Below are 22,541 nucleotides of genomic sequence, written 5' to 3' on the forward strand. Positions count from 1 at the left end.
ATGAAGCTCTTAAACCTCGGTGTTAATCACCACACAGCGCCAGTCGACATTCGAGAAAGTGTTGCTGTCTCGCCTGAGGTTTTGCAGGACTCACTTATCGATTTACGTAAATATTTACAGGGAAATAGCTCGGGACATAAACCAGAGGTAGCTATATTGTCTACATGTAATCGCATGGAAATTTATTGTGCAGCAAATGATGTTGAATATACCGAGAACCATTTGGAAGATCGGGCTTTTGAATGGTTGGCAGCTCAAAATAATGTCCAAAAAGATGAGTTACGTCCTTACATCTATTCAGCAAAAGAAAGCGATGCTGTAAAACACGCATTTAGAGTCGGAAGTGGTTTGGATTCAATGGTTCTGGGAGAAACACAAATCCTAGGGCAAATGAAAAAAGCTATAGAGAATGCTAATCAGGTTGGGACTTTGGGAGCTTACTTAAAGCCCTTATTTAATAAAACTTTTTCAGTGGCAAAAGTTGTTCGAGGCAACACCCAAATTGGAGCGCACTCCATATCAATAGCGGGCGCCTCTATTAAGTTGGTTGAGCGTATTTTTGGACAAGTCAGTGATTGCAATATTTTATTTATTGGCGCTGGGGAGATGATCGGGCTTTGCGCTAATCATTTTGCAGATAAAGCCCCAAAAAAGATTGCAATTTCAAATAGAACTGTTGATCGGGGTAGCGAGTTAATTAAAACTTTTTCCGATAAGAATTTAAGAACGGATGTATTCCCTTTAGTTGAGCTACCAAAGCAGTTACATGAATACGATGTTGTTGTTTCTTGTACTGCTAGTTCGCTTCCAATCATTGGCATGGGAATGATTAAAACAGCTCTTAAAGCTAGGCAATCACGCCCCATTGTTCTGATAGATTTAGCGGTACCAAGAGATTTTGAGCCGGAAATTAAGACTCTTAAAAATGCCTATCTTTACTCTATTGATGATCTCGGTGAAATAGTAAGCGCAGGAAAAGCAAATCGTTTGGATTCTATTGGCGATGCTGAAAAGATTATCGAAAGAGGTGTCGTAGAGTTTTATGAAACCTTAGAAAAAAGAGCCGTTGTACCAATTATTAAGTCAATTCAAAACGTAGGCGAGCAATATCAAAAGATTGAATTGGAAAAAGCAAGTAGAAGGATTGCTAACGGTGATGACCCTATGGTTGTCCTTTCACATATGGCGATAGCACTTGCTAATAAATTTATGCACGCACCAATTCATGCATTAAAGCAATCTTCCGATGCGAATCTGGAAGAATATAAACAAATTATTTCTAAAATATATTCTTCTAAATGAGTTGGTTATGCTAAAAATGACTAACCTACTCGAAACCATATCAAACCCAGAAGAATTACGGGCCTATGAAATTTCTAAGCTCCCTCAAATAGCGAGAGAGCTTAGAAATTTTATATTGAGCTCTGTTTCAAGTACGGGCGGTCATCTTTCTTCAAACCTGGGGACAGTAGAGCTCGCAATAGCACTTCATTATGTTTTTGATACCCCTTATGATCGCCTGATCTGGGATGTGGGTCATCAAAGCTATGCTCATAAAATACTCACTGGACGCAGGGAGGCGATGTCTGGTCTAAGACAGTTTGGTGGTATTTCAGGGTTTCCTAAACGCAGTGAGAGTGAATATGATGCGTTTGGAACAGCCCATTCATCTACAAGTATTTCAGCGGCCTTAGGAATGGCAGTGGCTGCCAAAACCAAAAATGAGAATCGCAATGTAGTGGCAATTATTGGCGATGGCGCAATGAGTGCAGGTATGGCTTTTGAGGCAATGAATAACGCTGGCGTGAATAAAAAAGTACCCCTAATTGTGATTCTGAACGATAACGAGATGTCAATTTCACCGGCGGTAGGAGCGCTCAACCGCTACTTAGTGAAATTGATCTCTGGTTCTATGTATGCGGCTACTAAAAGGGGTATCGATAAAGTACTCTCTGTAGCGCCACCCATCCGTGAATTTGCAAAAAGATTGGAAGGGCATGCAAAGGGAATGGTCGGCCCTGCAACGATTTTTGAGGAGTTTGGGTTTGACTATTACGGCCCAATAGATGGCCATAATTTAGAGGTGCTAATTTCAACTCTAGAAAACGTTAAAACGCTTGCTCAAACTGAGGGCCCTCAGTTTCTTCATATTATTACAAAAAAGGGTAAGGGATATTCATTAGCAGAGCTTGATCCTATTGCCTATCATGGCCCTAGCGCATTTGATCCGATAGTAGGCATTGAGGAAAAGCCCGTGTCTAAGAAGGCCTATACCCAGGTATTCGGAGAGTGGTTATGCGATATGGCTCAGGCAGATGAACGCTTGATTGCGATTACTCCTGCTATGCGTGAGGGCTCGGGACTGGTGGATTTTGAAAGGCGCTTTCCTGATCGATATTACGATGTAGGAATAGCAGAGCAACATGCGGTTACATTTGCGGCTGGAATTGCTTGCGAGGGGCTAAAGCCAGTAGTTGCGATTTATTCAACCTTCTTGCAGCGTGGCTACGATCAGCTGATACATGATGTGACCTTGCAAAATTTGCCAATCGTTTTTGCTATTGATCGAGCTGGTATGGTCGGTGCTGATGGGGCAACACATGCCGGTGTATTTGACATTGCTTTTCTACGCTGCTTACCAAATTTAGTGTTGATGACACCATCAAATGAGCAGGAATGCAGAGCAATGCTAACAACTGCTTTTAGGCATGATGGTCCTGCGGCTGTGCGCTATCCACGCGGTGCTGGAATCGGTCTGGAAACATCGGGGTCCCCATTAGAGCCATATCCAATAGGTAAAGGGCTCGTAGTGCGCTCAATGGATAGAGCTGCACTCCAAAAGAAAAAAATTGCTTTTGTTTGTTTTGGGCCATTGCTTTATAGCGCTCTTTCCGTAGCCCATGAAATCAATGCCACAGTTGTAGATATGCGCTTTGTGAAGCCTTTAGATGAAAAATTACTCTTAGACATCGCTGATAGTCACGATGGGTTAGTTTTTGTTGAAGATAGTGCTTCTAAGGGCGGTGCTGGTAGTGCTTGCTTAGAAGTACTGTCAGATAACAATATTCATATTCAAACTTTATTGCTAGGTCTGCCTGATGAGTATGTAGAGCATGGTGAGCTTAGTATGCTTTTAGCTAGGTATGGACTGTCTAAGGAAAAGATTAAGCAAAGAGTTTTAGAGCGTTTTGTTTAGGGTTTGATAAAGAGTGGAGTCAATCAAGATTGCCCCATTTCGTGATTTATGCACCGATTGCGGAGTATCTCGAACTACGCAGCCCAAACGTTGCGCAACTGCCTGTCAGTTTATTCAGCCTAATTACCCAAAATTTGAAACATTAGTTCACGGCAGAGAGCGTACTATAGATCAATCTGATGAGGTTTTTTTTGGACCTTATTTAGAGATGTTTAGGGCTAGATTAAGCGCTCCATTAAAAGGTGCTCAGTGGACCGGAATCATCACGAGACTTTGTGAGGTGTTACTAGAGCAGGGCGTTGTAGATGCCGTCATTACTATGCGCTCTGACGCTAATGACCGATGGAAGCCTGTTCCAATAATCGTAACAAGATCTCAGGATATGGCGCAATGCAGGGGAATGAAGATGGGTTATGCCCCAATCATTCAATATCTTGAGCAAGCAAAAGATCTTGGGTATAAAAAAGTAGCTATGGTGGGTATTCCATGTCAGGTCTATGCCGCTAGAGCTCTAGAACAAGAGTTTGGCTTTGAGAAATTATTTATTATTGGCTCCCCCTGTTCGGATAACACTACTACCGAGCATTTTCATCAGTTCTTGAGTCTGCTTTCTGAAAAGCCGGAAACGATTTCTTATCTAGAATTTAGGGCTGACTATCACGTTGAGATTCGTTTTGAAAATGGTCAAAAGCAAGAAATACCCTTTTTAAAGCTGCCTCTCTCTAATTTGCCAGCAGATTTTTTCCCTACAACCTGTAAGACCTGTGTTGACTATGTCAATTCACTTTCTGATATTACAGTTGGGTACATGGCGGGCACAGGTGAGCAGTGGGTGATTATTCGCAATGAAAAAGGAAAAGGTTTAGCAAGCTTACTTGCGGCGGAGCTCATTTTGGAGCCTTTATCTTCATCTGGCAATCGCTTAAGTCCTGTTAAGGGTTTTATGAAGAATGTGGAATTAGCTGCGGGTGGGCTGCCGCTTCAAAGAATGCCGAATTTTTTAAGAGGAATATTTGCTTGGGTAATGCCTAGGTTTGGACCTCGAGGCCTGGAGTTTGCAAAAGCAAGAATTGAGATGAAGGCAATTGAATCTGTTATTCATTTACGGAATACTGCACCGCACAAAATTAAAAATATGGTCCCTGACTACATATGGAAGCTAACGAAGAGCTACGGTTTAGAGCCTCAATATGATGAAACAAAGGGCTCTAGGGAAAGCACCTACAAATAAGTCTTTGTGATTTGATCTAAATCAATTTATAAAGTAATTATTCCAATAAAGAGGCTCTTAGGCAGCCACGGTATTTTTCAAAAAAACTCTTTTGAGACCGTGTCTTGATCAAGTGATGTTCATGAATTTATCCAAACTGGTGAGCATTGCGGGGTTTAAAAAGAAATCTACTCGTGACGATTTCAAGTTGGATCAACAACAAGCGACTAAGGCCTCTAATGACATGTGGGAGGATTGCTTAGTATCTAATACGCCTACAAAATCATCTCTCCAGCAAAATAAAAATACTCATCCAATAGAAAAAGCTTGTACAGAAGGTGAGTACCTGGAATCACTGGTTAAAACTATTGAAGGGAACATTCTTCCCCATCTTATTGAGCAGCACCTAGATTCATCTATTCCTGCGCAATTGCAGGCTAAGCAAATCATCGATCAAAAAGCTGTTGAGGATTTAACTAAATTGGTATTGCAAGAAGATGCGCGTATTTCTGTTGACTACGTAAAAGAAATGCATGCGTCTGGAACTGCTTTAGAAGATATTTACTTACTCCTGCTTACTCCAGTGGCTAGAAAATTAGGGGCAATGTGGGATGAAGATCAATCTAGCTTTACAGAGGTCACAATTGCACTCTGGCGAATCAAGCAACTAATGTATGACTTAAGCCCTGTTTTCCAGCAATATGCTGAGCAGGGTAAAACCGGCTCTAGCATTATGTTGGTTCCATTGCCTGGTTCACAACATAATTTAGGTCTCTTTATGGTCTCCGAGTTTTTTGCAAAAGCTGGATGGCGAATATGGGGTGAATTGGCTGCTACTGAAGAAGATATTGTTTCTATGGCTGCAAACGAATGGTTTGACATTGTCGGTTTATCAGCTAGTGTTCGAGAGCAATTTCCGCAGTTGAAAGAATTAATTAAGAGTATTAAAGCTAAGTCTAAAAATCCTAATGTAGGTGTCATCATCGGCAGCCCTGTATTTAATCAATTCCCTGAGCTGATAGAAGATCTTGGGGCAGATATGGTTGGCATGGATGCTGAGGATGCGCTTGAAAAAGCTACTTTTTATGTTGAGCGATTACGCTAAATTATTAATGTACATTTATGGCGGTTCAGTTAGAAAACGATTTATTCATCAGAGCCTGTTTTTGTCGCGAAACTGATAGAACGCCTGTTTGGCTGATGCGTCAGGCTGGTAGATATTTGCCCGAGTATCGAAAGACCAGATCTAAGGCGGGAAGTTTCCTAGATCTCGCTAAAAATCCGGATTTTGCCACCGAAGTAACGCTGCAGCCAATCGATCGTTTTGACTTGGACGCTGCAATTTTATTTTCGGACATCTTAACAATTCCCGATGCCATGGGATTGGAGTTATCGTTTGAAAATGGCGATGGGCCTCGGTTTGCCAAGCCCTTAAGTTCTGAGCATGAGGTGAAGCAATTGCGCAGCGCCGACATGGAGCAGTTGCAGTATGTATTTGATGCGGTTAGCTCAATAGCAAAGGCGCTAACTTCAAATGGTAAGCAGCAAGTACCTTTGATTGGATTTTCTGGAAGTCCTTGGACCTTAGCTTGCTACATGATTGAAGGTTCAGGCTCTCGCGACTTTTCCTTAGCCAAGAAGATGTTATATGAACGCCCCGATCTTTTGCAAAAAATCCTAGATATCAATATTCAATCGGTTAGTGAATATTTGTGCTTACAAATAGATGCAGGTGCACAGGCTGTAATGATCTTTGATACCTGGGGTGGTTTATTAACTTCAGAGGATTATTTGCAATATTCTCTTGGGCCGATGTCAAAGATTATTAAAGACATCCGCAGCAATCCAAAATACGATGCAGTACCTATCATCTTATTTACCAAAGGAGGGGGTATTTGGTTAAGCGATATTGCTAAATCAGGAGCAGATGTATTAGGCATAGACTGGACTATCAATTTGGCAAGGGCACGTGGGTTGATTAATCAAGTAAGTAGCCGGCATATAGCTATACAAGGGAATCTTGATCCATCCGTCCTTCTATCCAATCCAGAAGAGATTGAAAAAAGAGTTCAGAAATGCTTTGAAGATTTATCTACCGTCATTACGGTGGAGGGAAGTCCATTAGACGGGCATATATTTAATCTGGGCCATGGTATTAGCCAATTTACGCCGCCAGAAAACGTAGCAGCCCTAGTCTCCAAGGTCCGTCAATGTTCGGCCGATCTTAGGCTGGTCAAAGTTTAAGGGTATACATGTCAAGCCCGCATCGAATCGTCATAGTGGGTGGAGGCGCAGGCGGGCTTGAGTTAGCAACCAAGTTAGGCGATGACTCTGGATCTAATAAAACAAGTATTACTCTTGTTGATAAGAATAGAACGCATATTTGGAAACCAAAACTCCATGAGGTAGCTGCAGGCTCTATGGACCTTGCAGATCAAGAGTTAGACTATATTGCTCAAGCGCATTGGCACCATTTTAAATTTCGATTGGGCGAGCTAATCAGTATTGATCGAGAGCGAAAGCAAATCCAAATTGCTCCTGTTGTTGATGAAGCGGGTGAATTGGTAACTCCAATACAAACGATTCCATATGACACGCTGATTATTTCCATAGGAAGCTTGACAAACGATTTTGGAACGGAAGGCGTTGCACAATATGCACAAAGACTAGAATCACTAGCCGATGCTAAGCGCTTTCATTTGCGTTTAGTTAATGCCTGTTTGAGAGCACAAGCACAGTCCGAACCTTTGGCTCCTCATCAGCTCAAAGTTGCAATTATTGGTGCAGGAGCAACTGGAGTCGAGCTTGCTGCAGAGTTACATAGAACTACTAGGGCAATCATTTCTTTTGGAATGGATAGAGTGGATCCGGAAAAGGATCTAAAAGTGATATTGATCGAAGCAGCCCCTAAAATATTGCCAGCACTATCTGATCGGATCTCCACCGCTGCTCAAAAACTATTACTAGATCTTGGTGTTGAAGTCATAACCAACGCAAAGGTGCAAAAAGTACTGCCGGATAAGGTGTTGCTTTCAGATGGCGTTGAAATACCTGCTGAATTAATTGTCTGGGCAGCCGGAGTGAAGGCACCTGATTTTCTTAAGGGTATTGGCGGTCTAGAAACTAATCACGTCAATCAATTGTTAGTCTTGTCGTCATTGCAAACTACTCTGGACCAAAATATCTTTGCGATTGGAGATTGTGCGGCCTGCCCATGGCCCGAAGCAAATAATGGCAAGGGGGGTATTGTGCCACCACGCGCTCAAGCGGCGCACCAACAGGCAACGCATATTTACAAACAAGTTAATCGGATCATGAGGCAGGAGCCCCTGAAACCTTATGCGTATCGAGATTTTGGATCTCTGGTTTCTCTTGGTGAGTATAGCAGTGTCGGCAGCATGATGGGCGGTCTCATTGGTGGCAGCCTTATGGTGGAGGGGCTATTCGCTAAATGTATGTACATTAGCCTCTATAAGATGCACCAATTAGCACTTCATGGTTGGGTAAAAGTGGCTTTAGACACTCTGAGTCGATTAATTCATCGTAGGACCCACTCGATTGTTAAGTTGCATTAGTTTGGAGGATTTATGAATATCAATAAGTATTGCGCCATTTTTGAGGCACTAGGTTTTGAGATTAGATTAAAAATATTTAAGTTCATTATTCAATCCGGAAATGAGGGTGTTGCACCCAAACATATCATTAAGGAGTTTGATGTTGACTCAGGTACTTTAAGCTTTCATCTAAAAAAGCTAGAAAAGGTAAAGTTGATTGCAAAGAAAGCCACAGGAAAAAGAGCAAGTTATTGCGTCTCTCCTGCTATGCCAAAAGCAGTTATGCAGATATTTCTAGCAGAGCTTGCGAATGAGAGTGTCGGGCTCATGCCATTGGTCTAATTTGCCCTTGATCTTCAGCCAGATTGCCAATGAGTCCGTTAAAGTCCACTACTGTTATTGCATAATGGGGCTATATAAATAGGCTTAAATATGAATAACGTACTGTGTCTTAATTGCAGCATACAAGGTGATAGCAGCCAATCACGACAGTTGTCTAATAAACTGCTTGAGCGTATTAAAAAAACGTATTCCAGCGTGAAAATCGTGAGTCGCGATTTAGTAAGGGATCCACTACCCCATTTAAATGGCGCGCAATTTAATGCGTTCATTACGCCGCCTGAGCAGCGTACTAGTGAGCAAAAAGTACTTGCTAGTCAATCCGATGATCTAATCAAAGAAATTAGCGATGCAGATACGGTACGAGCCATGCACCGCAACCGATTAGAGCTAGAACAGCGACCTTGGGATCACCTGTTGCAAGCTCTGAGCAACCCATGGATCGTATAGCCCAACACCTAGGCAATATGGGTATCTAGTCTATTGCCTAGCAAATAACATTAAGGGCGCGATATCGCCTTTATCTGCGGCGCGCAGGGCTAGTAGGTAGTTTTGACGTGTAGTGCCCGGGGTGGCGATTGAAGTATTGCCGCCCCAAGAAAATCTTTTACCACCAAGGCTCACAATCAAAGCATCAGCCATCAAGCGCGCATGACGACCATTGCCATTTGGAAACGCATGAATCAACACTAGCTGATGATGAAAGCGCACAACAATCTCATCAATGTGCATCGCCTTGTTTTCAATTTGATAGGCAGTGTTATCTAAAAGATTCTTGAGGGCAACGGCAATCTGAGTCCAATCAATGCCGATACTCTTGGCGCTCTTCCTGAATGTGCCAGCCCATTGCCATGTTTGATTAAACATGCGGTTATGCAATTCACGTACCAATCCCTCATTCAAACCTTGAATGATCTTTTGACGCGCAATCCAATCTGCACCCTCGACAATATTCATCTCTTCCCAAGCGTTTAAATCAGCTTGGGTGCTAATGTGTTTGGGGATAAGACCAAGAGCTTCATCCGGATCAATCGGAGTAGCTCCTGGTGCGTATTCAAAATGCATCACCATAGATTCCTTCTAGGGCCATCCAGAATCTCTTTTGCGAGTAGTTGAAGTTGCTTTTCACTGGCAGACTTGTTTACAGACTGATCCTCAAGACTCATCGAATGAGAAATAGGGCGCAGTCTTTCACGCGCAACTAAAGTAGCGCGATCTTCCAAGATTTCCTCTAAAGATTTGCGTGGCACGAGGGTGTATTGCAACTCACAATCTAAGGCACTAGCCAATTTACGTAGGCTAGCTAAAGTGATCTTTTCATCGGCTTCAGCCTTTTCAAGCTTGGTAATACTGGCGGGCGTAACACCGAGTTTACGAGCCAATGCAGAGGCTGACATGCCCAAAGATTCGCGAATAGCCTTAACCCAGCCGCTAGCTGGACGGGTTGGAGGACGAACTTCCCTAAGCTTGGTAAGGGCCAAGTCAATTTGATGGAGTTGTAAGTTAGCAAATTTCTTGTTCATATTGATACCTATAGGTATTAATTAATATGTCTAATTGTAACCTATAGGTATAAATTAATACACTTAATTGATGCCCATAAGTATCAAATAGCTATAAAAAGGAGGGTTTTTCGCTTAAATAACAACGTCATTCCGTCAAGGGCACCCCAACGGGGTGGCTTGCGAACCCTTGATGGCCACGACCAAAGAAACGCTCTTTTATGCCCAATGTGGCGCAATGACACATTGGGCATAAAGACTAGTGCGAAGGGGTGATTGCTTACTGGTGGTATCTGTATTCCTGGGTCTTCCCGCCATAGCCGTAACTTGCAGCTCTGACATCTTGCACATAGATGTAACTCTCCTCATGCAAATTACCTAAGATACGGGCCAACCCCTCAAATGCCTCTTTGATGTATCTAGCCTTCTCATCCTTGGTATTGGTTTCATCGGTAATCTTGATATCAAAGTAAAAGCTATTCATGTTTTGATCGCTCAATAGCTTCCCGCCAACCATCCAGCATTCAGGATCTACATAGACAATCGCAATGGCAGTTACTTCTTTCTTCTTGCCCAGAATCCGGTTAGTCAGGTCTAACAGTAGTTCATGTATTGCTTTGGTGGTGGCAGCATTCTTTTGCCCGCTGACCTTTACGTTCAAGATTGGCATATTTTTCTCCTTGGTTGATTAAAAGTAATTAGCTATGCAACTATTACTTAAATAAAAAAGCTCACAAATCAATACTTACTTCAGGGCTGTTGTAATAGACCTCATTTGCGTTACGACTGATTCAAATTCATTGGTTCCAAGTAACTTCTTCATGCGTTTGGTAACTGTGCCACTAGCAGCATTGAGATCTACTTTGATCTTTACAGCGCTGGGGGTAGGGTGAATTTCCTGTTCTCGTCCATCTTTTTCAGAGGCAAGGCGTTTAATGAAGCCTTGCCTTCAAAGGAGTAGAGATCATCTGGGATCCGCAGTTTGATGAGTTAGATGCCATGGCTAATCGTACGGTGGAGTGGAGCAAGCGCTGCTATTTCCTCAACACGCGCTTTATGAAGTTGCGTGACGATGATTTAGATATCGTTGCCCCAATTCGTCCGCACGATACCTTAGCGATGTACGCCATGGTGAATCTACGCTGCGCCTTATCCATCTCACGTGCCAATGCCCATGCGGTATTGGCGATTCAATAAAGGAAGATCATATGACAAATAAAGAACTCATTCATAGCGACTTCCAAATTAAAGAGGTGGAGGCGGTAGTGCGCAGGGATGCATTCACGACTAACTGCGCCCCACTGCCAACACCAAAGAAAAGCCTAGGCGGTAGTGGGGCGGTGGACTTCCATATTCCAAGCATCAAGAAAAGAGCTAATGACATGCTTCCAATCATCACCTCTCTAGTACAAACCTTGGCCGTCAATGGCCTTGGCTTACTTGCGGGCGCAGTCCAAGCTAAAGGCAAGGAATTCATTGAAGGCAAGATTGGTGCGCGTATTCCGGAGAATCCCAGTCATGAGGATCTCATCAAACTCAAGCAACTAGAGATCGAACAAGAGCAACTCCTGTTGCAATACACACTCAAGCAAAAGGAACTAGAGATAGAGGAATCCAAACTTCTAGCGGAGATGAGTCGCGCATCCCAAGAGAATGCTACACACCGCTGGCAATTCGATATGGGTAGCGATTCCAAGTTATCAAAGAACATTAGACCAGGAACGCTCGTTTATATTCTGACTGCTTATCTTTTATTCGCACTTCTTTCAGCCATGGGTATAGATATTAATGAAGCCTATGTAAGGCTTCTTGGCGAATGGGGTCAACTAGTCATGCTGGCTTACTTTGGCGGAAGATCAGTCGAGAAGATCTTTGAGATGCGCATGCATGGGCCACGTCAAAAGGAAGCCCAAGAATGAGCGGTTTGGTTGCAGAGCAAGCAGCATTCTTAATCGATGTCAGTCGTCTCATTCAGTTTGCCGCAGCAGAAGGGTGGGTAGTCACAGGAGGGGAACTTTGGCGCTCCCCAGAGCAGCAGGAGATCTATTTCAAAAGTGGTAGATCAAAGACCATGAATAGCAATCATCTAAGGCGCTGCACTGTTGATCTGAACTTCTTTTGGAATGGAAGGCTAGTTTGGGATAAAGAACTCATTCGTACAGTGGGCGAATACTGGGAAAGCCTAGGATCGAAGAATAGATGGGGTGGAAATTTCAAGGGATTCGTGGATGTGCCGCACTTTGAGAGGGTAGTTTAGGATTTGATGAAGTGGCAGATACCGGCCAATAAGCGAAAGTTAGATAAGAGGTAGATTTTTACCAAAACTAGATTTAGTACTTTAACTGTGATGTCATTAAGTTAGTCTAAGGCCTCTCTTGTGACCCCACTTGAATAGTTTGTAAACGATCCCGCCAGTTAAAATATTGGCGGTATATATACACACTAATAACCATTCCCCAAACCATGCCGGTGAACATGCCGGCAAGCATTAGGCTAAAGTTGAGCGATATAACATCACTGCTTTGTAACGCCTGAGTGAAGATGACTGCACCTAAAGTCATTCCAAGCAACATCCAACCAGAACATAGAAGATTTTGAGTCAGCATTGAACATAGCTTCCTACATTGGGGTCTTAAGTATCTCAGACTTGGAATGGCAGCCATTCCCCCTAATAACATGCCAATATACATATAGGGCATCAATAGCATATGGAACTTAAGGGAAGACAGTGCTGAGAGACTATGACTCGATGTGCAAATAGTAGCAATTGTGTAGATGGGTGTCACACGTGTATCGATAAATAAGCCAATTAGCATCCCCCCAAAACCCAGCGAGAGCATCACGCTTGGCGGAGAAAGGCCAAGACGTTGTGGCCTTAATTTGGATAGCGCCAGACACCCTAATGCTATGCCAATCAAAGAGAGCCACTGCAAGGACCAAATATTTTCTGCAGAATTAATGGTGATCAACATCAGAGTAATTCCCACGGCCACCACTAAGCCGAGAGCAACTAACAAGTTGATATTTTTATCTAGAAGAGTATTTTTCAAGATTGATCAAGTTTTTAATTAATATCTGATGGATTATGTTTCAAAAAATTAAACCTTGCTCTAGGTTTTATAAGGGTTATTAGTAATGAGAATTCGATTAACTTTAATGCTGCAATGCATTAAAAAACATAGAATTATTTTTTAGTTTATAAACATACTTGATTTAAAACCATTTTTATAAATAGACTTTAAACAGGAGACAAAATGATTCCTCCAGAGTTTGATTACCATGCACCCACTACTTTGAATGATGCGGTTGCATTACTTGCGCAGTTGGGTGACGATGCAAAAATTTTGGCTGGTGGACACAGTCTTCTGCCGATGATGAAGTTACGATTTGCCGAGCCAGCTCATTTAGTTGACCTTAATCGCATTCCACAGCTTAGGGGTATTCGTGAGGAGGCCGGTCTAATCAAGATAGGCGCAATGACGGTAGAGAATGCTATCTTGGATTCAGACCTTTTAAAAGAAAAGGCATCTTTATTGCCTAAGGCTGTCAAATGGATTGCCGATCCCCAGGTTCGTAACCGCGGAACTATCGGTGGTGATATTGCTCATGGTGATCCTGCTAATGATCATCCTGCAATAGCTATGGCTTTGGATGCGACATTCGTGCTTCATGGTCCAGAGGGTGAACGAAAAGTTAAAGCAGTAGACTTTTTCCAAGGTACCTACATGACTGATATGGCGGCCAATGAAATACTGACAGAAATTCAGTTTGCTCCCTTAGCCAAAAATACTGGTTGTGCGTATGTCAAACTAAAGCGCAAAACAGGTGATTGGGCTACGGCCGCAGCAGCTGTCGTACTTCAGATGAGTCAAGGTAAGGTTTCGATGGTTCGCATTGGTTTAACCAATGTTGCAGATACTGCTATTCGTGCAACCAAGGCTGAAGAATTATTGCTAGGGAAGGCGCTTACGGATGAAACATTAAGTCAAGTAGCAAGTGCTGTCCAAGCGGCTTGCAGTCCAGCCGAAGACCTTCGAGGCGATGCAGAATATAAGACTGCCATGGCTGGTGAAATGACCAAGCGTGCTTTGCTTGATGCTGCCTCACAAATTAGTTAACTCTAGACCCAATACGGAGCAATAGATCATGAGCAAAAAATTAGTTAGCATGACAATTAATGGCAAAAAGGTGGAAGAGGCTGTTGAGCCAAGACTGCTTTTAATTCATTTTTTACGCGAGAATCTGAATCTGACTGGTGCTCACATTGGATGTGAAACCAGTCACTGTGGCGCATGTACGGTTGATATTGATGGTAAATCCGTTAAATCTTGTACAGAGTTAGCCGTACAGTGTGAGGGTGCTGACATTTTGACGGTAGAAGGTTTGGCAAAAAATGGAATTCTTAGTGCAGTTCAGGAAGGCTTTCATCAAGAGCATGGATTGCAGTGTGGCTTTTGCACCCCTGGGATGTTAGTGCGCTCCTATCGACTATTGCAAGAAAATCCAAACCCGACTGAAGCAGAAATTCGTGCAGGTATTTCAGGCAACCTATGCCGTTGTACTGGTTACCAAAATATTGTTAAAGCGGTTCAATACGCAGCTAAAAAATTACAAGAAACTGCTACCGCATAAAACCACAATTACTTTCATATATACAAATTTTTGAAGCCCCTAAGGCTCAATAGGAGATTTAGATGAATGCACCATTAAAAGATCGCGAAGCAGCATTGATGGGTATGGGCGATTCTCGCCTTCGTAAAGAGGATGCTCGCTTTATACAAGGTAAAGGGAATTACGTTGATGATATTAAGCTTCCCAATATGGTTTACATGGATATTGTCCGCTCTCCCTTAGCACATGCTCGTATTAAGAAAATCAACAAAGAAGAGGCATTAAAAATCCCAGGTGTCATCGCAGTTCTTACTGCAGAAGATTTGAAGCCCTTGAAATTGCATTGGATGCCCACACTAGCTGGCGACGTAGCCGCAGTCTTGGCTGATGAAAAGGTCCACTTTCAAATGCAAGAGGTTGCTGTTGTATTGGCGGAAACTCGCTATGCTGCAGCTGATGGCAAAGAGGCTGTTCAAGTCGAATACGAAGAGCTTCCGGTAGTAATTAACCCGTTTGATGCTTTAAAGGATGATGCTCCAATTTTGCGTGAGGATTTGGTTGAAAAGATGGAGGGCGCTCATGGAATGCGTCATCACCCAAACGACATCTTTACATGGCAGGCCGGAGATGCAGCAGCAGCCGATGCTGCGTTCGCTAGTGCTGAAGTAGTTGTAAAAGAAGATTTACTTTACCCACGGGTTCATCCGTGCCCACTTGAAACATGTGGATGCGTGGCCTCTTTTGATCCAATTCGCGGTGATTTGACTACCTACATCACCAGTCAAGCCCCCCACGTGGTTCGAACTGTGGTGTCCATGCTTTCAGGCATCCCAGAATCAAAGGTGAGAATTATTTCACCTGATATTGGTGGTGGATTTGGCAATAAGGTCGGCATTTATCCAGGATATGTTTGCGCAATCGTCTCATCCATTGTCTTAGGCCGTCCAGTCAAATGGATCGAAGACCGTATTGAGAATCTCTCATCGACTGCTTTTGCGCGTGACTACCATATGACTGGTGAATTAGCAGCTACAGCAGACGGAAAAATTCAGGGGTTACGAGTTAACGTTCTTGCAGATCACGGCGCATTTGATGCCTGTGCCGATCCTACTAAGTTCCCTGCAGGTTTATTTCATATTTGTTCGGGATCATATGATATTCCAGCAGCACACTGTACCGTAAGGGGAGTCTATACAAATAAGGCTCCTGGAGGGGTGGCTTATCGTTGTTCATTCCGAGTCACAGAAGCGGTCTATTTAATCGAGCGCATGGTCGATGTTCTTGCTCAAAAATTGAATATGGATAAATCTGAAATTCGTAAAAAGAATTTCATCCGCAAAGAACAATTTCCGTATAAATCTGCATTTGGATTTGAATATGATTCCGGCGATTACCATACAGCGCTAGATCAAGTTTTAAATGCTGTGGATTACAAGGGCCTAAGAGCTGAGCAGGCTGCAAAACGTGCTGACCCTAATAGCAAAACGCTCATGGGTATTGGCTTAGTTACCTTTACTGAAATTGTGGGTGCTGGGCCAAGTAAAATCTGTGACATTCTTGGTATCGGTATGTTCGATTCTTGCGAAATTCGTGTTGACCCAACTGGCAGTGCTATCGCTAGAATGGGCACTATTTCTCAGGGTCAAGGGCACCAAACTACCTATGCTCAAATTATTGCAACAGAATTAGGAATTGCTTCTGATGTCATTAAAGTGGAAGAGGGGGATACTGATACAGCACCTTATGGTTTAGGTACTTACGGCTCACGCTCTACCCCAGTAGCTGGAGCTGCAATTGCCATGGCTGCTCGCAAAATTCATGCAAAGGCAAAAAAGATCGCAGCATCTTTGCTTGAGGTAAGCGAGAATGACTTGGAGTGGGAAGTCGATCGCTTTAAGGTCCGCGGTGATGATGACAAGTTCAAGACAATGAAAGATATTTCATGGGCCGCCTATCATCAGCCGCCTGATGGCTTAGAGCCAGGTTTAGAGGCTGTTCATTACTATGATCCGCCAAACTTTACTTTCCCATTCGGAATTTACTTGGCCGTAGTTGATATTGACCGTGCAACTGGAGAAACTAAGGTAAGACGTTTTTACGCCTTAGATGACTGCGGAACCCGTATCAATCCAATGATTATCGAAGGCCAAATTCACGGGGGTTTAACTGAAGGTTATGCCGTCGCAATGGGTCAACTTCTCTCATTTGATACGCAAGGAAACATTCAAGGTAATTCTTTGATGGATTACTTCTTACCAACCGCAGTTGAGACGCCGCATTGGGAAACTGACTTTACTGTTACGCCATCGCCACACCATCCGATTGGTGCTAAGGGTGTTGCAGAGTCACCTCACGTCGGCAGTATTCCAACATTCACATCAGCTGTAGTGGACGCTTTTGCGCATACTGGAGTAACTCACATCGATATGCCTCATACCTCTTACCGCATTTGGAAAGAGCTCAAAAAGCACGGACTAAACCTCAATTAATTAAAGTTAGGAATTTGGCAATGGAAGTAACTATTGATAAGCAGTACCCAATTCCTGCCAGCATTGAAAGTTGCTGGCAGGTTTTGTCGAATGTGACTGATTTGGCAACCTGTATGCCAGGCGCATCCATAACTGAAAAGTTAGATGACACACATTACAAAGGTAGTGTTAAGGTAAAAGTAGGGCCGGCTGCTGCAGCGTTTGCTGGAGACATTGAGGTTCAAGGTGTTGATGCTGCGTTAAAGCAAATGCGAATGCTTGGTAAAGGTGCTGATAGAGGGGGCTCATCAGCCTCGATGCAATTAACTGCTAGCTTAATTGCCCAACCAGATGGCTCTACGAATTTAGTTGGTAAAGCAGACGTGATTGTTAACGGCAAGTTTGCACAATTTGGCGGTCGTATGATGAACTCTGTATCCGATATGATCCTGCAGCAATTTGCTGATAATTTTTCCGTTAAAGCGCAGGCATTAGGTGGAATCCAAAATGTTTCTCAAAGCAGTGAGTCATCATCAGCCTCTTCGATAGATTCGGCTTCAAAATCTTCAGCTACTCCAAAAGCTCCCCATACTGAATTAAATGGATTGGCAATAGCTTGGATGCTAATTAAGAATTTCTTCAAAGGCTTAGTTGGTATAAAAAGCTAATGAATGTTCAGGAAATCTCAGCCCTTCTAACTAAGTCCTCCTATGTAGCTGATGATAGTTTGGCTGAGATGGTCTGGATGGGACTCACAATCGATCGACCTCTTCTTTTAGAGGGTGAGGCTGGTGTTGGAAAAACAGCTATTGCCCAAGCTTGCGCTACTGGTTTAAATAGACCTTTATTAAGATTGCAGTGCCATGAAAGTTTGGACTTAAATCAGGCGGTATATGAGTGGAACTATAGCCGTCAGCTTCTTGAGATTCGTCTAAGAGAGGCCGAAGGTGGCGATAAATCAAGTCTTCGAGACGACCTATTTAGCCAGGAATTCTTACTTCAACGCCCTTTAATGCAGGCTATCACCTCTTTATCACCTGCCGTTCTTTTGATTGATGAAATTGATCGTGCAGATGAAGCCTTTGAGGCCTACCTTCTTGAAGTATTAGGCGAATTTCAAATAACGGTTCCTGAGTTAGGCACAATTAAGGCAAAAAGCCATCCACTGGTAATCTTAACAAGCAACGGGACGCGTGACTTATCAGATGCTTTAAGGCGTCGTTGCCTTTATCACTATGTGGACTATCCGACGGTTCCCCGTGAATTAAATATTGTTAAAGCGCTTCTTCCAAATGCAAACTTAGAGCTTGTTCAGCAGGCAGTGCTATTTGTTCACCAGTTGCGTAAAGAAGATCTGGATAAAACACCGGGTATTGCTGAAACTTTAGATTGGATCAGAGTCCTGTGCGCTAAAGACTTAACAAAATTGCCAGAGGATCCAGCTGAGCTATTAAGCACGCTTTCTGCGCTTTTAAAAACACGTAGTGATCAGTGGCAAATATCTGATCAAACACTCAATAAGCTTATGGGCTCAAATAAGAGGGTCGGCATCGATGCTGGAGTGGTAGCGTCTCGTAACTGATAAAAGCTGGCCTAAATCCTAATGCTTAGTTCACCAATGCCCACCCATGAGATTCGTCAATTTGTTGCTTATCTTCGAGACAATGGATTTGTCATTGGTTTGTCTGAATTTAAAGCAATGATCAGCACTGTTCAACTAGCCGGAATCCAAGATTCCAAACGTATTGAGAAATGTTGGCGAGGTCTTGCCGCTTCGACGCATCAACAATGGGAGCAATTTCCAAGTCTCTTCGAATCATTTTGGTTTCCAAAAAAGATGAAGGGCAGTACCAAGTCAACCGGTCAAAAGAAGAAGGGTAAATCACTTCCTGAGCTGATTCAGGAAATTAAAGGGGATTCTAAGTCTTCTAAGCCTGGTAATGGTGGCCGAACTGTTGGTTTAGGTTCCGCAGAAAATGAGATGAATTCAAGTGCCGAAGACAAAGGTCAAGGCGGCGCTAGCAGAGTGGAGCCTTTAGCAGAAAAACCATTGGGTGACTGGTTGCCACAGGATAGTCAGCAACTTGATGCTTTAATTGCACCATTACAGGCACGATTAAAGCGCAAGCTTTTACGACATTATCGACAAAATCCACAAGCTCGTCGTCTCGATTTGCGAGAGTCAATTCGTAAGGCATCCAGTACTGCAGGAGAGCTTATTTGCTTGAGAATGAAAGAACGTAAAACAATTCCACCAAAGATATTTATCTTGGTTGATGTTAGTAAGTCAATGGAATCTCATGCACAATTCTTTTTAAGAATGGCCAGATCTTTTTGTCAAGTTTTGAACGCAAGAGTTTTTGTATTTCATACAAGTCTGATAGAGGTTAGCGCTCTTATGAAACGTGATAGTGGCCGCGTTCAAGAAAAAATCAATGCAGTAGCGTTTGGCTTTGGTGGTGGCACTAGGATCGCGACAAACCTGCAATCATTTGTTCAGCAAAGTAAATTAGGCCCATCTGGAAATCGAATTAAGGGTATTGGCAAGCGGGATATTGTTTACGTATTAAGCGATGGTTACGATACCGATCCCCCCCAGAAAACACTTGAGGCTATTTCAGCCATTCGTAAAAAAGGGGCTGAGTTGTTTTGGCTACATCCAACTATCGGACAGCCTCAATCAGAAGCAATTCAAATGAGTAAAGAAGCAATTTCTGGCTTTATGGCAGTAAGCCACTTAAATAGCTTAAATGGGCTTGTCGATTTAACTTTAAAGCATAAAAATCAACCTACGCGAACTAAGATGGAAATGGAGTTGTAATGGGCTGCATTATGAAGCAAGGCGGTGGACTGTATAGCCGTGTAAGGGTGGGGGCAATTCTCTTGGCTGCAGGAGAAGGCAGTCGAATGGGTGGCGTTCCAAAAGCATTGATTGAGCTCCAAGGCATCCCATTAATTAATCGCCAATTGATCGCTTTGAGTGGCGCGGGAGTGGATGAAGTTGTTGTTGTGACTGGTTATCACCATAATTTAGTTGAGCCCTTGGTGGAGCAGTTCCCAGTTCGCATCGCTCGCAATTTAAATCCGGAACAAGGGCAGGCCTCTTCTGTTCGCCTAGGGTTAGAAGCCTTGGGTACTAATTTTGACGCGGTCATTATGGCTTTATGTGACCAGCCCCTTATTAATGCAGTTGATATCGCCCAGTTAATAGCTGCCTTTAAAAAGCGTAAATCTGGTGAAATTATTTTACCTATGGTTGATGACAATCGAGGTAATCCTATAGTGATCGGTAGGATTGCATTAGGTCAAATACTAGAATCTGGTACCAATATGGTTTGCCGAAAATTTATGGATCAACATCCAGAAATGGTGGAATTATTCCATTCCGATAACGAGCATTTCATTATGGACGTTGATTCCCCTGAGGACTTGGAAAAATTTGAAGAAAAAACAGGATGGCATCTGAAGATTCCCAACTTGTCCGATAAGGCGAAGCAAAACATGTTAAATGCTGAACCTGCTTATATGGCGTTACAAAGGTTAGTTTGTAAATGATAGGAACTCATTGGTCTGTGCCCATAGCAAGTCATATCTATGATGATGCTACCGAGGTTAACTCTGTCTTATCACGAGTTTTTCAGGCGATGAGAGCTGCTGATTCTTTGCTGGAAGAAAAATCTGAACAGAGTTTTACTAAACGTTTTTATGCAAGTGATGATCAATTACTAAGACGTATCGATCTTCCAGAATTTACCAAATTAGTACAATTTTTTGCTGATTCAATCCAAAAAACAGTTAGTGCTGTAAACGCAGGAGTTTGGCCACCCGGAAAAATGTCATTGCAATTGGAGATTATGGGATGTTGGTTCCAGATCCAAAATGGAATGGCATTTCATGATGTTCATACTCATGGAAATTGTTCTTGGTCAGGGGTGTATTACGTTCAAGTTGATGACACTATTAGCAGGGTAAATCATGCGGATATGGGTGAGGTGAACGGAGTAACTAGGTTTTACGGCCCCTATAGTCAATGGCAAGCTGGTGCTCACATGGATATCGGAAACGCATATCTACAGAAGAATAGCCTAGATATCTATCCTGAGGAGGGTAAGTTGATCTTATTTCCTTCCTTTCTTCCGCATATGGCAATGCCTTATATAGGTGAGAAGGACCGAATTATTATTTCATTTAATGTCCAAATTCACTCTGCTCAAGGTGATCAGATTTATGGTTTTGATTCTAAATAAGCTCGGATAGACTGCATATTACTTATATGGAAAATGTTGACCTAATTGTTTTACGTACCTTACTGGGCTGGAGAAAAGATGGCAGGAAGGCTTTACTAGCCACCGTAGTGCGTACCTGGGGATCATCGCCACGTCCCATTGGCTCGATCATGGCACTTTGTGAGGATGGTAGCGTTGTAGGTAGCATCTCTGGAGGCTGTATTGAGGATGATCTTATTCGAACCTATAGCAGTAAGGCCGAATTTCCATCTGGATCCCCTGAGTTTTTAAAATATGGCGTGACAGCCGATGAGGCCCACCGTTTCGGCCTTCCTTGTGGGGGTACCTTAGAGGTATTGCTTGAATTTAATGTTGATGTGAGTCTTTTGGAGGAGCTCGTAGTGCAGTTATCGCTGGGACATTTAATGCAGCGAATAACTCAGTTAAAAGATGGAAGGGTAAATCTCATTAAGGTCAAAGCCCCATCAGAATTAGAGTTGAAGAATGGGGTGTTAATCAATACATTTGGTCCCGAATATCGAATGTTGATTATAGGAGCGGGTCAGCTTTCTGAGTATCTGGCAACAATGGCTTTGTTTAATGGTTTTAATGTCACCGTATGTGATCCACGCGAAGAATACCGCGGTAGCTGGAAGGTTGCTGGCGTTACTTTGACTTCTGAAATGCCGGACGATGTTGTTATTGAAATGAAATTAGATAGTCGTAGTTGTGTGGTGGCATTAACACACGACCCCAAATTAGATGATCTTGCTTTGCTAGATGCTCTAGGAACAGATGCCTTTTATATTGGCGCTATAGGCTCTCGAAGAAATAGTGAAGCTCGTCATCAACGCTTAATTGAGTATTTTGGATATACCGAGGAATCTATTAAGTCACTGAGAGGCCCCATCGGTATTTATATTGGCAGTAAAACACCTTCCGAAATAGCTGTCAGTGTTATGGCAGAAATTTTGGCAGTAAAAAATGGCGTTCAACTACCTAGAGATATGCAAGTGGGAGTTGCCAAAAAAGACCTAGCAGTTGTCCATAATAATCCAGGCGGAACTGTTTGTGGAATTTAGATATCAAGCAGTGGCAGTTAACCAGTAGCAGTGTGAGGTGGTTTTATCGACTTATTTTTCTTACTATAAATAAATGAATGGAGACTAATCATGAAAATTAGACTTGTTGTTCTGGCGTTAACGTTAGCAGCATTAACCCCAATTCATTCTTAAGCACAGACCATGGAAACTGATAATCCATGGATGGTAGGATGATAGAAGTGATTCACTAATGACTGCTTTGGGTCGAGGCTGTGTAAAAACTCAAAACACTTCCATTAATTTCGATTTAGAGCGTGTACACGGGTTTAGGTTTCTCAATAAAGCGCCCTGAGGGGCTCAAGCATCCTGTTTCGGTAAATATTGGTTTTTTA

General features: G+C 42.9%; 24 protein-coding genes. 20 read left to right on the top strand and 4 right to left on the bottom strand.

What is annotated here, in order from left to right; all coding sequences use genetic code 11:
- The 8 genes from hemA (at window position 1) to VC188_RS08140 (ending at window position 8,749) form a co-directional block, all read left to right on the top strand.
- Window positions 1–1,302 carry a glutamyl-tRNA reductase gene (gene hemA / locus VC188_RS08105; RefSeq protein WP_323483622.1) on the top strand — a complete coding sequence of 434 codons (1,302 nt, stop codon included), beginning with the start codon at window positions 1–3 and terminating at the stop codon, window positions 1,300–1,302.
- Window positions 1,303–1,318: 16 nt separating this feature from the next.
- Window positions 1,319–3,196 carry a 1-deoxy-D-xylulose-5-phosphate synthase gene (dxs, locus tag VC188_RS08110; protein ID WP_323483623.1) on the top strand — a complete coding sequence of 626 codons (1,878 nt, stop codon included), beginning with the start codon at window positions 1,319–1,321 and terminating at the stop codon, window positions 3,194–3,196.
- Window positions 3,197–3,209: 13 nt separating this feature from the next.
- A complete protein-coding gene (locus tag VC188_RS08115; protein WP_323483608.1) occupies window positions 3,210–4,427 on the top strand; it encodes a Coenzyme F420 hydrogenase/dehydrogenase, beta subunit C-terminal domain in 1,218 nt (405 codons plus the stop codon).
- A gap of 121 nt (window positions 4,428–4,548) precedes the next feature.
- Window positions 4,549–5,511 (top strand): cobalamin B12-binding domain-containing protein, encoded by a 963-nt coding sequence (locus tag VC188_RS08120; protein WP_323483609.1) that lies wholly within the window; start codon window positions 4,549–4,551, stop codon window positions 5,509–5,511.
- Between the two features lie 17 nt (window positions 5,512–5,528).
- Window positions 5,529–6,650 (top strand): uroporphyrinogen decarboxylase, encoded by a 1,122-nt coding sequence (hemE, locus tag VC188_RS08125; RefSeq protein WP_323483610.1) that lies wholly within the window; start codon window positions 5,529–5,531, stop codon window positions 6,648–6,650.
- Window positions 6,651–6,658: 8 nt separating this feature from the next.
- Complete coding sequence (locus VC188_RS08130; RefSeq protein WP_323483611.1) at window positions 6,659–7,981, top strand: NAD(P)/FAD-dependent oxidoreductase; 1,323 nt, start codon at window positions 6,659–6,661, stop codon at window positions 7,979–7,981.
- A 12-nt stretch (window positions 7,982–7,993) separates the two neighbouring features.
- Complete coding sequence (locus tag VC188_RS08135; RefSeq protein ID WP_072583881.1) at window positions 7,994–8,302, top strand: winged helix-turn-helix domain-containing protein; 309 nt, start codon at window positions 7,994–7,996, stop codon at window positions 8,300–8,302.
- A gap of 90 nt (window positions 8,303–8,392) precedes the next feature.
- A complete protein-coding gene (locus VC188_RS08140) occupies window positions 8,393–8,749 on the top strand; it encodes an NAD(P)H-dependent oxidoreductase (RefSeq protein WP_323483612.1) in 357 nt (118 codons plus the stop codon).
- Between the two features lie 30 nt (window positions 8,750–8,779).
- Here the strand turns inward: VC188_RS08140 and VC188_RS08145 are convergent, their stop codons facing one another.
- From VC188_RS08145 to VC188_RS08155, 3 genes are all read right to left on the bottom strand, one after another.
- Window positions 8,780–9,370, bottom strand: coding sequence for a mobile mystery protein B (locus tag VC188_RS08145; RefSeq protein WP_323483613.1), 591 nt, complete (start codon window positions 9,368–9,370; stop codon window positions 8,780–8,782).
- Window positions 9,364–9,822 (bottom strand): mobile mystery protein A, encoded by a 459-nt coding sequence (locus tag VC188_RS08150; protein WP_323483614.1) that lies wholly within the window; start codon window positions 9,820–9,822, stop codon window positions 9,364–9,366. Before VC188_RS08150 ends, VC188_RS08145 begins: the two co-directional genes overlap by 7 nt.
- A gap of 259 nt (window positions 9,823–10,081) precedes the next feature.
- Window positions 10,082–10,471, bottom strand: a complete 390-nt coding sequence (locus VC188_RS08155; RefSeq protein WP_323483615.1) for a 4-oxalocrotonate tautomerase — start codon at window positions 10,469–10,471, stop codon at window positions 10,082–10,084.
- 329 nt (window positions 10,472–10,800) lie between these two features.
- On the opposite strand from VC188_RS08155, the gene VC188_RS08160 reads away from it, so the two are divergent.
- From VC188_RS08160 to VC188_RS08170, 3 genes are read left to right on the top strand one after another with little or no spacing between them, the layout of a single operon-like run.
- Window positions 10,801–10,998, top strand: coding sequence for a hypothetical protein (locus VC188_RS08160; RefSeq protein ID WP_323483616.1), 198 nt, complete (start codon window positions 10,801–10,803; stop codon window positions 10,996–10,998).
- An 11-nt stretch (window positions 10,999–11,009) separates the two neighbouring features.
- Window positions 11,010–11,720 (top strand): hypothetical protein, encoded by a 711-nt coding sequence (locus VC188_RS08165; protein WP_323483617.1) that lies wholly within the window; start codon window positions 11,010–11,012, stop codon window positions 11,718–11,720.
- On the top strand, window positions 11,717–12,058 hold the full coding sequence (locus VC188_RS08170) for a M15 family metallopeptidase (protein WP_323483618.1): 342 nt from the start codon (window positions 11,717–11,719) through the stop codon (window positions 12,056–12,058). The genes VC188_RS08165 and VC188_RS08170 overlap by 4 nt, the downstream gene beginning before the upstream one ends.
- Before the next feature lie 106 nt (window positions 12,059–12,164).
- Here the strand turns inward: VC188_RS08170 and VC188_RS08175 are convergent, their stop codons facing one another.
- Window positions 12,165–12,851, bottom strand: coding sequence for a hypothetical protein (locus VC188_RS08175; protein ID WP_215314602.1), 687 nt, complete (start codon window positions 12,849–12,851; stop codon window positions 12,165–12,167).
- 204 nt (window positions 12,852–13,055) lie between these two features.
- Between VC188_RS08175 and VC188_RS08180 the strand changes: the two genes are divergently transcribed.
- From VC188_RS08180 to VC188_RS08220, 9 genes are all read left to right on the top strand, one after another.
- Window positions 13,056–13,919, top strand: a complete 864-nt coding sequence (locus VC188_RS08180) for an FAD binding domain-containing protein (protein ID WP_277540715.1) — start codon at window positions 13,056–13,058, stop codon at window positions 13,917–13,919.
- A 28-nt stretch (window positions 13,920–13,947) separates the two neighbouring features.
- Window positions 13,948–14,433: a (2Fe-2S)-binding protein gene (locus VC188_RS08185; protein WP_071539220.1), complete on the top strand. Its 486-nt coding sequence runs from the start codon at window positions 13,948–13,950 to the stop codon at window positions 14,431–14,433.
- 62 nt (window positions 14,434–14,495) lie between these two features.
- Entirely contained in the window at window positions 14,496–16,901 is a 2,406-nt protein-coding gene (locus VC188_RS08190) for an aerobic carbon-monoxide dehydrogenase large subunit (protein WP_323483619.1), read from the top strand.
- Window positions 16,902–16,921: 20 nt separating this feature from the next.
- Window positions 16,922–17,548, top strand: coding sequence for an SRPBCC family protein (locus tag VC188_RS08195; RefSeq protein ID WP_280785752.1), 627 nt, complete (start codon window positions 16,922–16,924; stop codon window positions 17,546–17,548).
- Window positions 17,548–18,462, top strand: a complete 915-nt coding sequence (locus VC188_RS08200) for an AAA family ATPase (protein WP_072583518.1) — start codon at window positions 17,548–17,550, stop codon at window positions 18,460–18,462. The genes VC188_RS08195 and VC188_RS08200 overlap by 1 nt, the downstream gene beginning before the upstream one ends.
- Window positions 18,463–18,483: 21 nt before the next feature.
- Window positions 18,484–19,701, top strand: coding sequence for a vWA domain-containing protein (locus tag VC188_RS08205; protein WP_323483620.1), 1,218 nt, complete (start codon window positions 18,484–18,486; stop codon window positions 19,699–19,701).
- Window positions 19,701–20,435: a nucleotidyltransferase family protein gene (locus tag VC188_RS08210; protein ID WP_215314614.1), complete on the top strand. Its 735-nt coding sequence runs from the start codon at window positions 19,701–19,703 to the stop codon at window positions 20,433–20,435. The genes VC188_RS08205 and VC188_RS08210 overlap by 1 nt, the downstream gene beginning before the upstream one ends.
- Window positions 20,432–21,127 (top strand): TIGR02466 family protein, encoded by a 696-nt coding sequence (locus tag VC188_RS08215; protein WP_215314616.1) that lies wholly within the window; start codon window positions 20,432–20,434, stop codon window positions 21,125–21,127. Before VC188_RS08210 ends, VC188_RS08215 begins: the two co-directional genes overlap by 4 nt.
- 26 nt (window positions 21,128–21,153) lie before the next feature.
- On the top strand, window positions 21,154–22,188 hold the full coding sequence (locus VC188_RS08220) for an XdhC family protein (protein WP_323483621.1): 1,035 nt from the start codon (window positions 21,154–21,156) through the stop codon (window positions 22,186–22,188).
- Window positions 22,189–22,541: the final 353 nt, after the last annotated feature.

The sequence above is a fragment of the Polynucleobacter sp. MG-28-Ekke-A2 genome (assembly GCF_035012985.1).
In the GTDB taxonomy this organism is placed as follows: domain Bacteria; phylum Pseudomonadota; class Gammaproteobacteria; order Burkholderiales; family Burkholderiaceae; genus Polynucleobacter.